A 13,751-nucleotide genomic window follows, 5' to 3' on the forward strand; every position below is an offset into this window, starting at 1 on the left:
GATTAGTTATAAGTTAATTATAAAAAACAGGCATTAAGTTTGTAAGTTAAATGCGTAAATCTGATGTTTTGTCTTTGGCTGACATGACGCAATCGCGGGCAAGCCACGCTCCTACAGGTTATGTACATGACCTGTGGGAGCGTGGCTTGCCCGCGATGACGGTGGTTCGGCTGGATTCAATACCCGCGTTGTACGTTCGCCTGATTCTCCAACGCCAAACCGTTGAGATAACGCTCAAGGTTGGCCAGGAAACTGTCAGCAATCTCATGGCCACTGTTGGTGGAAATCGCCGAGGTATGGGGTGACAAGCGCACCCGTGGATGGGTGTAGAGCGGATGTCCGTCCGGCAGTGGCTCGGGATCGGTGACGTCCAGCGAAGCCAGGCCGATTGTTCCGCTGTCCAGTGCTTCAAGCAACGCCCCGTGATCCAGCAGACCGCCGCGGGCGATGTTGATCAGGTGCAGGCCGGGTTTGGCGCTGGCGAGCACCGCGCTGTTGACGATATGCCGGGTCGCGCCGGTCAACGGCGCGGCCAGCACCAGATGGTCGGAACGGGCAAACAGGTCATGGATATCTCGCGCGGCTTCGACGCCTTCCACCTCGAACGGCGTCTGACTCTGACGCAACGCCAGCACATTGATGCCCAAGGCGTGGGCCTTGCTCGCCAAGCTGCGGCCAATCGCACCGAAGCCGAGAATCCCCAACGTGGTGCCCTTGAGCGGCGTCAGTGCGGTGAAATTCCATTGCGAGTCATGCACCCAAATGTCCGGCAGACGCTTCGCGGCGGCGAAGATCGCGGCCAGGGCAAACTCGGCGATGTTCTCGGCGGCGCTGCCGCGCGAAGTGCTCACCGGCGGGCCGTTGAACAGCCATTGGGGGTAGAAGTCGATGCCGGAGGACACTACCTGAACCCACTTCAAACCGTAGGGCCAACCCGGCGGCGGTGTGTCCGGCGCCAGATAGCCGCGAACATTGATTGGCCGCGCCAACAAAATACTGACTTCAGTCGGCAGATCGCTGGGTACGCCGCTCGGCACATCGATTAACCGGGCGTCAGGATGCGTGTGTGCAAGGCGCTGACGAATCACATCGTTGAAGTCTTCATCCAGTTGGCTGGCGATAATGAGCTGGCTCATGGACGTTCCTTTTGCTGGCGCTGGGCGAAGACCGCTTTGCCGACACCTTGCAGCACGGCATCGTTCTGCGGCGTGTGAACACGGCTGCACAGCACATCGCGGTAATGCCGTTGCAGCGGATTTGTGCGGGACAGGCCGGGGTTGCCAGACGCCTCGATGGCCAACTCGACGGCGCGGATGGCGTTGCCGGTCACCAGGTACTTCAGTTGCGCGGCGTTAATGGCCGGCGTGCGTCCTTCGGCGGCGCAATCCAGCAGGCTGCGGTTGGCGAACAACAGCGTGTCGATGTGCCCGACGGTTTCCTGGAAGCGCGGAAGGGTGGAGAGCGACGCGCCGAGGTTGGATGGCTTGCGTTGTTCCAGCCAATCCACCAACCAGTCGCGAGCGGCTTGGGCGACGCCGTCGTAAACCGACGAGAGCAACACCGACATCCACAGGAAGCCGTCGCCATCGAGTTCGGGTTGCGGTGCGCTCCAGAGGCTGACGCTGACGGCGTGATCCAGCGGCACCAGTACATTGTCGAACACCACTTCATGACTGCACGTCGCGCGCATGCCCAGATGGTCCCAATCCTCGATGATGCTGATGCCGGGCGTGTCCTTGTGCACCAGCCAGGCACCGACCAGCGGATCTTCATCGGTGCTGCGCGCCCAGACGCTGAACCATGTCAGGCCATGACTGCCGGTGGAGTAGATTTTTCGGCCACTGATGCGCCAACCGGCGGAGGTGCGCCGGGCAACGGTCGCTGGCAAACCACCGCGAGCCGGGGTGCCGAGGTCGGGCTCGACCCGCAGGGCGTTGATCAACGCGCCTTGCTGGACGGCGTCTTGCGCCACTTGCAGGCGCAATGCTTCGGGCCAGGTTTTACTGTCTTGCAGGCGCGCGTGCTGGATGTACTGCATCACCAGGATCAACGCCGTCGAGGGTTCACCCTTGGCGATTGCGCTGATCGCCTTGCGCGCCTGGGCCAGATTCGCGCCACCACCGCCGAGAGCTTTGGGCACGGTCAGTGCGACCAGACCGTGCTCCTGCAGCAGCTTGAAATTGTCCTGGGGGAAGGCGCCGCTTTCGTCATAAAGGTGCGCCGTGGCGCTGAGTTGTGCGCCGATGTTTTCCAGCAAGGCGTCGAAATTCGCCGCCTCGACAGATCGCAGTAAGGGCGGGTGTTGAGAAGAAAGACTCATGGTGGATTCACTCGATCAAAAAGGCTGGGAATCGGCTCATAGCGCTAGCAACCGGAAACTTTTGTCCCACAACGGACTGACATCCAGCCGTTCGCTCAACACACCCGCAGCGAAGAACAAATCCGCGACCTCCTGTTGCGAGGCTATCGCCTGGTCGTCCACTTCGATGACTTTCCACGGCTGGCTGCGGCTGTTGTACATGTCGAGAAACACCGCTTTGTCGACGCCCAGTAGCTGCGCGGATTTGGCGGCCCAGGGATCGGGGTTGTTATTGATCCATTCCAGCGTGCGCGCCGTGCGCTGCAAGTAGTCCTGAATCGCTTGTTTGCGCAGCGGGTCTTCGAGGGCCGCGGGGCGCGCCGCCATCAAGTAGTTGCCGGACAAATAACCCTCAGCTGTTTTCAACACCCGGGCGCCACTGCGGAATTTCGCTAACTGGATAAACACCCCATAAATCACCCAGGCATCGAGCTGACCGCTCTGGAAAGCACTGAAACCATCCTGCGGCGTGAGCGCTACCGCCGTGATGTCGTTCATCGTCAGGCCCTGTTCTTTCAGTGCCTTGATCAGAAAGTAATGCGAGGTGGTCGAGCGCACGTACCCGACCCGTTTGCCGCGCAACTGCCCGACCGATTCGAGTTTCGAGTCCTTGGGAATCAGGAACACCTGGTTGTTCACGTCGCCTTGTATCACTGCGATGAGTCGCGGTTGGCGATGGCTCTGGATAGAGAAGATCGGTGGGATCTCGCTCATGGAGCCGATGTCCAGGCTGCCCGAGGCCAGCGCTTCGACGATCAGGTTGCCGCCGGCAAATTCCGCGTAATCGACTTTGTAAGGGCGGTTAGCGGTGCCGGCGTCTTCGGTGAAATACGACTCCTGGCCGCGATAAGTGGCGACGCCCAGGGTCAGGTCCGAAAGCGAGGTGTTTTGCGCGAACGCACGTGACGCCAATCCCATCGAGGACAACCCCAACGCCCCGATGGCGAGTGAGCTGGCCGTCAGGAAGCCGCGACGATTAAACTGCCCCGGCAGGCGATTAAAGGATTCGCTCATGCCAGTGCCTCGCTCTTCTGGTGAACCTGGGCGGTTGTGTAACGGTTGGCGGGTGCTTCGAGCCCTAGGTTGTCGCGCAGGGTCGTGCCGCTGTATTCATCGCGAAACAGACCGCGCTGTTGCAGCACAGGCACGACAAGCTCGGTGAAATATTGCAGGCCGTCCGGCAGCACCGAATTGATGATGAAACCGTCAGACGCGCCTTCTTCGAACCAAATTTGAATGGCATCGGCAACCTGCTCAGGCGTCCCGACGAAATCCCGCCGTGGCCGGGAGAAACGCAGGGCCACTTCGCGCAAGGTCAGGCCTTCGTCTTTGGCCAGTTGTTTGATCCGGTCCGAGCCGCCTTTCTGGCTATTGGAGCCTAAGTCACCCAGCTCGGGGAATGGCGCATCCAATGGGTACTGGCTGAAATCATGGTCATTGAATGGCCTGCCGAGGGCGACAATCGCATCCTCAATACTCACCAGTTCCACCGCTTGCTGATAGCGGCTTTCAACTTCTGCTTCATCGCGGCCAACGATCGGACGGATGCCCGGCAGGATCGACAGCTCTTGTGCATCCCGGCCGAAGCCGCTGGCGCGCTTTTTCAGGTCTTGATAGTAGGCGCGTGCTTCGTCGAACCCCTCGGGGCTGACGAAAATCGCATCGGAATTCTCCGCGGCGAAATTACGTCCGTCCTCAGAGGTACCGGCCTGGAAAATCACTGGCTGACCTTGTCGGGAGCGGGCGATGTTGAGCGGGCCTTTCACCGAGAAAAATTCACCTTTGTGCTCCAGCGCATGCAGTTTGCCGGGGGTGAAAAACTCGCCGCTTTGCTTGTTGTAGGCGAAGGCGTCGTCTTCCCAGGAGTCCCACAACCCCTTGACCACATTCACATGCTCCTTGGCGATGCGGTAGCGCACCGCATGGGGCGGGTGCTCGGCCTTGCCAAAATTATCGGCGGTGCCGCTGAGCCAGGAGGTCACCACGTTCCAGCCGGCACGACCGCCGCTGATGTGGTCCAGGGACGCAAACTGGCGCGCCACCTGGAACGGTTCGGTGTAGCTGACGGTGACGGTTGCCACCAGGCCGATATGGCGAGTGGTCGCGGCCAGCGCCGAGAGGATGGTCAGCGGCTCGAAGCGATTGAGGTAGTGCGGGCTCGACTTCTCATGGATGTGCAGGCTGTCGGCGATAAACACGAAGTCGAACTTCGCCGCTTCAGCCAGTTGCGTTTGCTGCTGATAAAAACCGAAATTCACGCTGGCATTGGGCAGGGCTTGCGGGTGGCGCCATTCGCCCCAACCATGGCCGACGCCATGGACCATCGCCCCGAGTTTGAGTTGGCGTTGTTTGCTCATGGTTCTACTCCTTTAGCGCGAAGCTTGGGTAAGTGGGGGACGTTTGGTGTTGAAGCTTTTGTCGAAGCCTTGGGAGACGTCGATGTGTCGGGTCAGCAAGCCTTCTTCCTGATAGATGTCGGCGGTGGCCTGCAAGCCGCTGACGACCGCGTCGTCAATAACCACCGGCTGCATGTGGGTCGCCTTGGCCACGGCCACATGCACCGCCAGGGGCAGGCCGGTGATTTTGGCCTGGGCGGCGGCGTACTCATTGGGGTGCTCGTTGCTCCAGCGGTAGGCCCGGTCGACCCGGGCGACGAAGTCGTCCAGTTGCTGGCGCTTATCGACGATGGCCTGGTCGGTGGCTGCGAGATAAAGGTGATTGCTCAGCAGGTTGCTGCCGCTGACCAGGATCTTGGCTTGACTCTGAGAGGTGACGACGGTGGTGTAGGGATCCCACGTGGACCAGGCATCCGCGGTGCCGTTATCCAGCACCAGTCTTGACTCGCTGGGCAGCAGGAAAACGAACTGCACATCCTGGGTGCTCAGGCCGGCGTCGCGCAGGGCCTTGATGGCCAGGTAGTGTCCGATCGAGCCGCGCGTGGTGACGATGCGCTTGCCCTTGAGGCCTGAGACATCCTTGATCGGTGAATCCTTGGGCACAAGAATGGCAGTGGTATTGCGCCCCTCGGCATGAATGATACTGACCACTTTGAGCGGCGCACCGGCGCCGAGGGCGAACACATAAGGGGCATCGCCCAGGGCGCCGATGTCCACCGCTCCTGCGTTCAACGCTTCACCTAACGGCGCGGCGGCGGGGAACTCGGAGAACTGGATCTCGTAGGGCACATTTTTCAGTTCACCGGAGACCTCCAGCAGTACCTTGATCGTGGACTTTTGATTGGCCACCAACAGCGGTTGCAGGTCGGCGGCGTGAGTGACGGCGCCAAAGGTGAGGGCGGTGGCGATCAGCAGATATTTGAATGGCTGGGTGAAACTCATAACAGCATGCTCCAGGCGGGTCTTGATGCTTCTTGTCACCTCCGCCTGGAGAAAGGGGTCGGGCTGAATTCAACGTTGGGCGTATCAAACGGCGCTGCCCGGTATACGGTGCAGAAGCCTTAAGGGCTCAGATCACAAAAAAGCCATGGGTTGCGTCGCGGGCCAGTTGCGCCACCAATCCATATTCCCAGTCCAGATAGGCTTGCATTGCTTCGCGAGGATTGTCGGTGCCTTCATAGGGGCGGCGATAGCGATCAATGCGCGGTGAAGCCAGATGAGTTTCACCGTCTTGCAGTGGCAGTTGCGCAGCGATCCAGCTGGCCGTGCCGCCCTTGAGCAGGAACACCGGCTTGCCGGTCAGGGCCTCGACATCAGCGACAGCCAGCCGTGCCAATTGGCTGCTGCCACAGGTCAGCACGTAGCGTTGTGCGGCCGGTACGTTGGCCAGCGCTTCGCGCAATTGCCCGCGCAGTGCCCACCATGCACCGGGGATATGGCGTTTGACGTAGTTGGCGCTGCTGGTGAAATCCAGCACCACACTGTCGCGATGGGTCAGCCATTCGGCCAGGGTTTCGGGGCTGATTTCCTCGGCTTGCTGCGGCGTGGGGACCGGCGCCTGCCAGGCACCTTTTTCGCTGAAATGCGAAGGCTGCACGTCATCCAGCACATGCACCTCCCATCCCAATTGCGAAAGCCAGGACGCCGACATGTCGGCCCTCACGCCATCGTCATCGACCAGAACCAGACGCGCGCCGCGGACACTCGCGAAGTGATCGGTTTCCTGCACCAGTTGGCCGCCCGGTGTCGAGCGGGCCGAGGGCAGGTGGCCGGTCTCGAATTCTTCCGGGGTGCGGACGTCGAACAGGTAAGTGCTGCGGGTTGCTTCTTGTTGCCAGCCTTGCAAGTCGGTCAGAGTTGCACGGCCGACGAGGGCTTTGTCGGCAACGCGACGGGCATCCTGAGCGGCGATGTGTCGGTATTCTTCGCTGGTCGGCGCAAAACGGCGCGACTGGCCGTGTTGCAGTTTTTGACCGGCCAGGGTCCAGCCGATGGTGCCGTTGCGCAAGGCGGAAACCGGGTTGGGGATGCCTGAGTTGATCAACGACTGCGTGCCGATGATGCTGCGGGTGCGCCCGGCGCAGTTGACGATGATCCGCGTCGCCGGGTCCGGTGCCAGTTCTCGGGCGCGCAATACCAACTCCGCGCCCGGAACGCTGATGCCGGTGGGAATGCTCATGGTCTGGTATTCATCGAAACGCCGGGCGTCGAGCACCACCACATCGGCTTCGCTGTCGAGCAGCGCCTGCACTTCTTCCGCCGCCAGGGATGGCGTGTGACGCTGGCTCTCCACCAGTTCGCCAAAGGCCTTGCTCGGCACGTTGACGTCGATAAACAGCTCGCCACCGGCACGGCGCCAACCGTCCAGGCCACCCTCCAGCAAGCCGACATTGATGTAGCCGAGTTCTTGCAAGCGCTGAGCGGCGATCTGCGCCAGGCCTTCGCCGTTGTCGTAGACGGTCACCGGGGTATCCAGCCGCGGGATCCGCGAGTACACCTCCAGCTCAAGCCTGGACAGTGGAATGTTGGCGGCGAACAACGGGTGCGCCTCAGCGAAAGGCGCCTCTTCACGCACATCGACGAGGGCCAGTTCTTCTTTGCTCAACAGTGCCTTTCGAATCTCGGCGAAGGAGCGGATCAGCTCTTTTTTTACAGGGCTTGTACTCATAAGGCTTGGCTCTCTTTGGACAGATCCCAGATGTTGGGGAGAAAGGCGTTGGAATAACCGGAGATAAACAGTTTTTCGCTGCCATCGGGCTGATACACCGCGCGGCGCACGGCGCCGATGTTGGCGCCATAGACATGGATGCTGATGGACACCTGATCATCAAAGGCATTGCTGACTTGATGAATGTCGCCAATCTTGGGTGACACCGCTTCGACCTGACCGGGTTGCAGATGAATCCGGTTGCCCTCGGCCACCAGCGTGCCGTCGGTGTGGCGGGCGAAACCTTGGGAATATTCGGCACCGCGCAACATGCCGATCAGGCCCCAGACCCGATGATCGTGGATTGGCGTGCGTTGCCCTGGCCCCCAGACAAAACTTACGACGCTGAAGCGCTGCCGTGAATCGGCATGCAACAGGTATTGTTGATAATGCTGCGGGTCAGGGCGGGCAAAGTCTTCCGGCAGCCAGTCGTCGTGGCTGACCAATTGGCCGAGCAGCTTGCCACCGCGATGCAACAGGTCGCCCTCGCGCGGGTGGCTGTCGATTAGTTCAGCCAGGGCGCCTATGAATACTCTGAGTCTCTCCGGGTGTCGGGCCTGGGTCATGGCGATTCCATCGTTCGTTTCGAAGGTTGTTGTGATTATCTAAGCATAATGATTGTTGTTAATATGCTATTTTTTAATGATTAGGTTATAGCTGAAAGGAATTAAGAACTCGATTGAATAGCGTTAGACGTTATCGATAGGAGCCAAGGAGCGCTCTGGGCTATCCAGATTCCAGCAATAGAACTATGCTTTTCAGACATCTTATTGACTGTTCTCTATGTGCGGGCCAAATGAAAATTGATGATATCGATGCCTTTGTCGAGGTGATTCGTTGCCAGTCCATCAGCCATGCGGCCGAGTCGTTGCAGCTGACCCAGCCGGCCATTACCCGGCGTGTGCAGAACTTCGAGCAAGCATTGGGCGTGGAGCTTTTCGACCGCAATACCAAGCCGCTCAAGCCCACATTGATCGGCACGCGGGTTTATGAACAGTGCCGTTTGATCCTGCGGGAAATGGACGCGTTGCGCGAACTCGTGGCCACTGATGCGCCGCCCACCGGGCTGCTGCGCCTGGGCGTTCCGCAAACCATCGGCGATGTGGTGCTGCTCGATGCCCTCAAGCATCTGCGCGTCGAATACCCCGAATTGCGCGCGCAGGTGGCAACAGGGTGGGGCAGTCAACTGGTCGGCAAGATCGAACGCGGTGAACTGGATGCTGCGGCGGCGCTGTTCCCGGCGGGTAAGATTTTTCCGGACAACATCGTCGGTGAGTCCATCGGCAAGATGGAATTGGTGGTGGTCTGCGCCAAGGCGCAAGTGCCCAAGCGTGCGTGCAAACTCGCCGACGTTTACCAGAGTGGCTGGATTCTCAATCCTGACGGCTGTGGTTTCCGCGCCGGGTTGCAACGCACTCTGTCAGATCAAGGACTGGCTCTGCGGGTCAATCTGGAAACCTTCGGTACCGAGTTGCAGTTGGGCCTGGTCGCCGACGGAATGGGGCTCGGCCTGGTACCGCGTCCGTTGCTGGAGCGCAGTGCGCATTTCGATCAGTTGGCGGTGATGCCGCTCAAGGATTTCAAACCGCTAATGGATCTGTGGCTGATCTATCCGCACTTTCTCGGCAACCTGCAAGGGCCGGTCGATGCCTTTGGCAAACTGGTCGCTGGATCGTTGCAGAAGATCAAGCGCGCGGCGTGATGAGCGGAGAGGGCGGTTTATAATAAAAAAAAATAATAATTAGCTTAGATTAAAATGTGCTTTTTATTATTTTTTGGCATCCCCTAGGCTGGCGTGAAATCCTTAAGGCCATCCAGGAAGTTTTGCCATGAGCAGCGTCAGCCCGTTATCCAGCGTCTCGAAAAATGTTCGCCAGCGCGTCACTCCCGAAGAATGGGAAGTGCGGGTCAAACTGGCCGCAGCCTATCGGCTCGCGGCGTTGTTCAAGTGGACTGACCACATCTACACGCACTTTTCCGCGCGGGTGCCGGGACCTGAGGAACATTTCCTGATCAATGCCTTCGGGTTATTGTTCGATGAAATTACTGCGTCCAACCTGGTCAAGGTCGACATCGACGGCACTATCGTCGACGACCCGACCGGCCTGGGCATCAACTACGCCGGGTATGTGATCCACAGTGCCATTCACGGCGCGCGTCCCGACCTGCAAGCGGTCCTGCATACCCACACCCGCGACGGCATCGCGGTATCGGCGCAGCGCGATGGGCTGTTGCCGATCTCGCAGCATTCCATCGGTTTTTCCGGGCGGGTGGCCTATCACGGTTACGAAGGCATCGCCCTGGACCTGGACGAGCGTGAACGGCTGGTGGCGGACCTGGGGGACAAAAGTGTGCTGATCCTGCGCAACCACGGGCTGCTGACTGCCGGTGTCAGCGTTGAACACGCCTTCCAGCAACTGCGCGGCCTGGAACGTGCCTGCAACATTCAGATCGCGGCGCAGGCCGGTGGCAATGCCGACTTGATCTTCCCGCCGGCCGAAGTGGTGGCCAAGGTCGAGAAGCAGGCCGAGGTGTTCAAAAGTGGTGACGGGCCGGGTGTTGCGCGGCACTGGGATGCGCTGATCCGGCAGTTGGAGCGTAGTGATACAGCTTACAAAGAGTGAGTTCAACACCACATTCCCTGTGGGAGCGGCTTGCTCGCGAAGGCGTCGTCACATCCAGCATCACCGGCGCCTGGTACTCCGCTTTCGCGAACAAGCCCGCTCCCACAGGTTGTGCATCCTTGACCGATTAAGGCGCACGATCCGCCAACTCTTCAAGCAAATCCGCCGAAGGCACGAAGAACAAGCCACCCGTGACCGCCGTGCTGAAATCCAGCAAGCGGTCATAGTTGCCCACGGGCCGGCCGACAAACATATTCTCGAGCATCAGCTCGATCGGCTCTGGCGACCGGGCATAGCCGATAAAGTAAGTACCAAACTCCCCCGCACCTGGCCGGCCGAACGGCATGTTGTCCCGGAGGATTTTCACCTCCTGGCCGTCCTTGGTGATGGTGGTCAAGGCGCTGTGGGAATTGGTCGGTTTGGCTGCATCATCAAGTTCAATATCGGACAGTTTGGTGCGGCCGATCACGCGTTCCTGAGCCTCGACGGACAGCCCGTTCCACGCGTCCATCTTGTGCAGGTATTTCTGCACCAACACATAGCTGCCGCCGGCAAACGCTGGATCTTCATCGCCAATGATCGTGAATTTGGCCATGTGTCGATCATCCGGATTCTCCGTGCCGTCGACAAAACCGATGATGCTGCGCATGTCGAAATAGCGGAAACCCTGGACCTCATCCACCACCGAAACCGCATCGCCCAGCGCTGAAAGCAGTTGCGTCGCCAACTCAAAACACAGGTCCATCTGGTCTGCACGTATGTGCAGCAGAACGTCTCCCGGCGTCGACACCGCGCGACGCCCCTCGTCACCGAATTCGCGAAAGGCGTGCAGCGAGGTCGGGCGCGGGCCGCCGAAGAGCGTGTCCCAGGCACTGGAACCAAAGCCGCAGACACAGGACAGGTAACCGGTAGGCACGCGTTTGCCGACGGAGCGGGTAAGGGCGGTGATGTCGGCGCACCAGCCTCGGACTTTCTCGGCGGCATCGCTGCCGGGCGCCAGTGTGGCGACGATGAAGATTGCGCTTCGGGTGATGGGGGCGCAGACGGCTTGAGGATCAGGCGTTGGGTTGGTCATGGGCGTGAAGGCTTCATCGATGCAAAGTGCAAAGACAGTAGCAAAGAAAAGTGGCGAAAGGATTTCTTGTTGCGAGGGGGCTTGCCCCCGATCGGCTGCGAAGCAGTCGACAATCCAGACCACTCGATCTGAATGAAAGGGCGCAGGGGTCGCTATGCGACCCGACGGGGGGCAAGCCCCCTCGCCACAGGTTTAATGCCAGGCATTAATAATTGGAGCTTACCGCAAGGTAAGCTCCTTTTTATTACGTGCGGAATCGCTACTGATCAAGCCACTTTTTCTGCCGCTTGCCGTTCACGCTCGGCCACCAATTGGCGGGTCAGCGGGATCAGGCGCTTGCCATAATCGATGGTATCGTTGAGTGGGTCAAAGCCGCGGATCAGGAACGTGGTGATGCCCAGGTCGTAGTAGTCGAGCAGGGCTTCGGCGACTTGTTCCGGGGTGCCGACCAGAGAGGTCGAATTGCCTTGTGCGCCGAGCAGGCCGGCGATCCCGGTCCACAGGCGCTTATCCAGACGCGAGCCCTGGGCTGCGGCCGCCAGCAAGCGCCGGGAGCCTTCGTTCGGTGGTTCGTGCCGAACAAAGCCGTTCTGTTCGGCCAATGCTGTGGCTTGTTGCAGGATGCGCTCGGCACGTTCCCAGGCTTGCGCTTCGGTGTCGGCCAGAATCGGTCGCAACGACAGGCTGAAACGAATGCTGCGCCCATGTTTGGCCGCCTCGGCGCGCACCTGATTCACCACTTCGCGCACCTGTTCGTATGTTTCGCCCCACAGCGCGTAAACGTCCGCATGCTTACCCGCCACCGCGATGGCCGCCGCCGATGAGCCACCAAAATACAGCGGTATGTGTGGCTGTTGTGGCGACTTCACTTGCGAGTGCGCACCCTCGACCTGGTAGTACTTGCCCTGATAGTCGAAGGGTTTTTCGCGGGTCCATTCCTGACGTAGCACGTCGAGGTATTCATCGGTGCGGGCGTAGCGCTCGTCTTTGCCGATGTAGCTTCCATCGGCGCGTAATTCACGATCATCGCCGCCGGTGATGATATGCACGGCAGTGCGCCCACCATTGAACACGTCGAGGGTGGTGAACTGTCGTGCGGCCAGGGTCGGGGCGGCGAATCCCGGTCGATGGGCAATCAGGAACTTCAGCTTTTTCGTCACGCTGGCGGCATGGGAGGCAATCAGCGTGCTGTCCGGACTGTTGGAGTGGAACGCCACCAGGGCGCGGTCGAAACCGGCTTCCTCATGGGCGCGGGCGACGGTCTCCACATATTCGGGCTGCAACACCGGGCCGCTGCGCGGCTGGGTTTCCGAGGATTGGTGGCCACCGATGTAACCGATAAATTCGATGCTCATGCTGGGTTCCTTGTCTTTGGATAGGCGTGATTCAAGCCTCCACCGGGCAGGGGTCGGTCTGTGACGTCGAAAGTAGGCGCAGGGGGGCAGGGCTGTGAAATGCCGTTTTGTTCTAAGTTAATTATTAATTAAATGAATCATAAAAAATAATAGATATCAGGAATGCGCATTTTAATCGGCGTCAGGAATGCATCCGCCACAGGACGTGGGTTGCAGCGTTTAATTATGCAAATAATTTATCTGGATTATTTTATATCTGATTTTTAATCATATTAGGTTATTCCTAAAAAGAATTTCACTGGCGTTTTTTATGCGAATAGCATGAATCCGAAGCCATATTCTTGATGAGGAAGGAAGCCTGATGACCGAAAAGACCTTCGATACGCAGAGCACTAGTAGCTCGTTTTCCGTCAGCAAGGCTGTTGAAAGCCAGGGTGCGTCGAAGCTGATCCCCGACTGGCTACACAACTGGCGAACCCCCGAAGTCTTTCTGCGCCTGCTCAGCCCGATTGCGTTGCTGCTCTTGTGGGAACTGGCGTCGCAGCTCTGCCTGATCCCACAACGGATCATCGCCGCACCCTCGCAAATCGGTGGCACCCTTTGGGCGATGATTGTGTCCGGGGAGCTGGGCAAGCATTTGCTGGTGTCGCTGCAGCGCGCGCTGCTGGGCTTGAGTATCGGCGTCAGCGTCGGTGTCGTCGCGGCACTGATCACCGGCCTGTCCAAGCGCGGTGAGGTAATCCTCGATTCGCCGATGCAGATGCTGCGCACCATTCCTTCCCTGGCACTGGTGCCGTTGTTCATTCTCTGGTTTGGCATCGGCGAGTTCACCAAGATCGCGCTGATCGTCACCGGTACGACCTTCCCGGTGTACCTGAACCTGTTCGCCGGGATTCGCAACATCGACCCCAAATTGATCGAGGCCGCCAACACCCTGGGCCTGAATCGTCGCGAGTTGATCTGGCATGTGATCCTGCCGGGCTCCTTGCCCTCATTCTTTGTTGGTTTGCGTTACTCGCTTGGAATTTCCTGGCTGGCCCTGGTGTTCGTCGAACAAATCAACACTACCGCCGGCATCGGTTTTCTGGCCAGTGATGCGCGGGACTTCATGCGCACCGACGTGATCGTCATTTGCCTGCTGATTTACAGCGTGCTCGGTTTGCTGATCGACGGACTGATCCGCACGCTGGAGCGTTTTGCCCTGGCCTGGCGCCCATCTTTTGTGAGGAACTGAC

12 protein-coding genes are annotated in these 13,751 nt (G+C 59.4%); 3 read left to right on the plus strand and 9 right to left on the minus strand.

The window, feature by feature from the left end:
* Positions 1-176: 176 nt before the first annotated feature.
* The 7 genes from U5A08_RS10630 to U5A08_RS10660 all read right to left on the minus strand — a co-directional run bounded on the left by U5A08_RS10630 (position 177) and on the right by U5A08_RS10660 (position 8,028).
* Positions 177-1,136, minus strand: coding sequence for a D-isomer specific 2-hydroxyacid dehydrogenase family protein (locus U5A08_RS10630; RefSeq protein WP_083333794.1), 960 nt, complete (start codon positions 1,134-1,136; stop codon positions 177-179).
* Positions 1,133-2,320, minus strand: coding sequence for an acyl-CoA dehydrogenase family protein (locus tag U5A08_RS10635; protein WP_253394704.1), 1,188 nt, complete (start codon positions 2,318-2,320; stop codon positions 1,133-1,135). The genes U5A08_RS10630 and U5A08_RS10635 overlap by 4 nt, the downstream gene beginning before the upstream one ends.
* Before the next feature lie 36 nt (positions 2,321-2,356).
* Positions 2,357-3,373: an ABC transporter substrate-binding protein gene (locus tag U5A08_RS10640; protein ID WP_083333792.1), complete on the minus strand. Its 1,017-nt coding sequence runs from the start codon at positions 3,371-3,373 to the stop codon at positions 2,357-2,359.
* Positions 3,370-4,716 (minus strand): LLM class flavin-dependent oxidoreductase, encoded by a 1,347-nt coding sequence (locus tag U5A08_RS10645; protein WP_253394706.1) that lies wholly within the window; start codon positions 4,714-4,716, stop codon positions 3,370-3,372. Before U5A08_RS10645 ends, U5A08_RS10640 begins: the two co-directional genes overlap by 4 nt.
* 12 nt (positions 4,717-4,728) lie before the next feature.
* Positions 4,729-5,697, minus strand: coding sequence for an ABC transporter substrate-binding protein (locus tag U5A08_RS10650; protein WP_083333790.1), 969 nt, complete (start codon positions 5,695-5,697; stop codon positions 4,729-4,731).
* Positions 5,698-5,824: 127 nt separating this feature from the next.
* Positions 5,825-7,423: a rhodanese-related sulfurtransferase gene (locus U5A08_RS10655; protein ID WP_083333789.1), complete on the minus strand. Its 1,599-nt coding sequence runs from the start codon at positions 7,421-7,423 to the stop codon at positions 5,825-5,827.
* Positions 7,420-8,028: a cysteine dioxygenase family protein gene (locus U5A08_RS10660; RefSeq protein WP_253394708.1), complete on the minus strand. Its 609-nt coding sequence runs from the start codon at positions 8,026-8,028 to the stop codon at positions 7,420-7,422. The genes U5A08_RS10655 and U5A08_RS10660 overlap by 4 nt, the downstream gene beginning before the upstream one ends.
* A 230-nt stretch (positions 8,029-8,258) precedes the next feature.
* Here U5A08_RS10660 and U5A08_RS10665 point away from each other — a divergent pair, with 230 nt between their 5' ends.
* Positions 8,259-9,164, plus strand: a complete 906-nt coding sequence (locus tag U5A08_RS10665; protein ID WP_253394710.1) for a LysR family transcriptional regulator — start codon at positions 8,259-8,261, stop codon at positions 9,162-9,164.
* A 127-nt stretch (positions 9,165-9,291) separates the two neighbouring features.
* The gene (locus tag U5A08_RS10670) at positions 9,292-10,086 is read left to right on the plus strand and encodes a class II aldolase/adducin family protein (protein WP_321851456.1); all 795 of its coding nucleotides are present in this window, start codon (positions 9,292-9,294) and stop codon (positions 10,084-10,086) included.
* A gap of 127 nt (positions 10,087-10,213) precedes the next feature.
* Here U5A08_RS10670 and U5A08_RS10675 read toward each other — a convergent pair whose 3' ends face one another.
* Together U5A08_RS10675 and U5A08_RS10680 are read right to left on the minus strand one after the other, a co-directional pair.
* Positions 10,214-11,161: a Dyp-type peroxidase gene (locus U5A08_RS10675; protein ID WP_253394711.1), complete on the minus strand. Its 948-nt coding sequence runs from the start codon at positions 11,159-11,161 to the stop codon at positions 10,214-10,216.
* 266 nt (positions 11,162-11,427) lie between these two features.
* On the minus strand, positions 11,428-12,516 hold the full coding sequence (locus U5A08_RS10680) for an LLM class flavin-dependent oxidoreductase (protein WP_321851457.1): 1,089 nt from the start codon (positions 12,514-12,516) through the stop codon (positions 11,428-11,430).
* Positions 12,517-12,877: 361 nt separating this feature from the next.
* Between U5A08_RS10680 and U5A08_RS10685 the strand changes: the two genes are divergently transcribed.
* Positions 12,878-13,750 (plus strand): ABC transporter permease, encoded by an 873-nt coding sequence (locus U5A08_RS10685; RefSeq protein WP_321851458.1) that lies wholly within the window; start codon positions 12,878-12,880, stop codon positions 13,748-13,750.
* The last annotated feature ends 1 nt before the right edge of the window (position 13,751 follow it).

The sequence above is a fragment of the Pseudomonas paraveronii genome, assembly GCF_963681955.1.
GTDB classification, from domain to species: Bacteria; Pseudomonadota; Gammaproteobacteria; order Pseudomonadales; family Pseudomonadaceae; genus Aquipseudomonas; species Aquipseudomonas paraveronii.

Excerpts from the sequence above, each read along its gene's own strand:
- U5A08_RS10630 (WP_083333794.1), bottom strand. The coding sequence starts at position 1,136 with ATGAGCCAGCTCATTATCGCCAGCCAACTGGATGAAGACTTCAACGAT.
- U5A08_RS10635 (WP_253394704.1), bottom strand. The coding sequence starts at position 2,320 with ATGAGTCTTTCTTCTCAACACCCGCCCTTACTGCGATCTGTCGAGGCG.
- U5A08_RS10640 (WP_083333792.1), bottom strand. The coding sequence starts at position 3,373 with ATGAGCGAATCCTTTAATCGCCTGCCGGGGCAGTTTAATCGTCGCGGC.
- U5A08_RS10645 (WP_253394706.1), bottom strand. The coding sequence starts at position 4,716 with ATGAGCAAACAACGCCAACTCAAACTCGGGGCGATGGTCCATGGCGTC.
- U5A08_RS10650 (WP_083333790.1), bottom strand. The coding sequence starts at position 5,697 with ATGAGTTTCACCCAGCCATTCAAATATCTGCTGATCGCCACCGCCCTC.
- U5A08_RS10655 (WP_083333789.1), bottom strand. The coding sequence starts at position 7,423 with ATGAGTACAAGCCCTGTAAAAAAAGAGCTGATCCGCTCCTTCGCCGAG.
- U5A08_RS10660 (WP_253394708.1), bottom strand. The coding sequence starts at position 8,028 with ATGACCCAGGCCCGACACCCGGAGAGACTCAGAGTATTCATAGGCGCC.
- U5A08_RS10665 (WP_253394710.1), top strand. The coding sequence starts at position 8,259 with ATGAAAATTGATGATATCGATGCCTTTGTCGAGGTGATTCGTTGCCAG.
- U5A08_RS10670 (WP_321851456.1), top strand. The coding sequence starts at position 9,292 with ATGAGCAGCGTCAGCCCGTTATCCAGCGTCTCGAAAAATGTTCGCCAG.
- U5A08_RS10675 (WP_253394711.1), bottom strand. The coding sequence starts at position 11,161 with ATGACCAACCCAACGCCTGATCCTCAAGCCGTCTGCGCCCCCATCACC.
- U5A08_RS10680 (WP_321851457.1), bottom strand. The coding sequence starts at position 12,516 with ATGAGCATCGAATTTATCGGTTACATCGGTGGCCACCAATCCTCGGAA.
- U5A08_RS10685 (WP_321851458.1), top strand. The coding sequence starts at position 12,878 with ATGACCGAAAAGACCTTCGATACGCAGAGCACTAGTAGCTCGTTTTCC.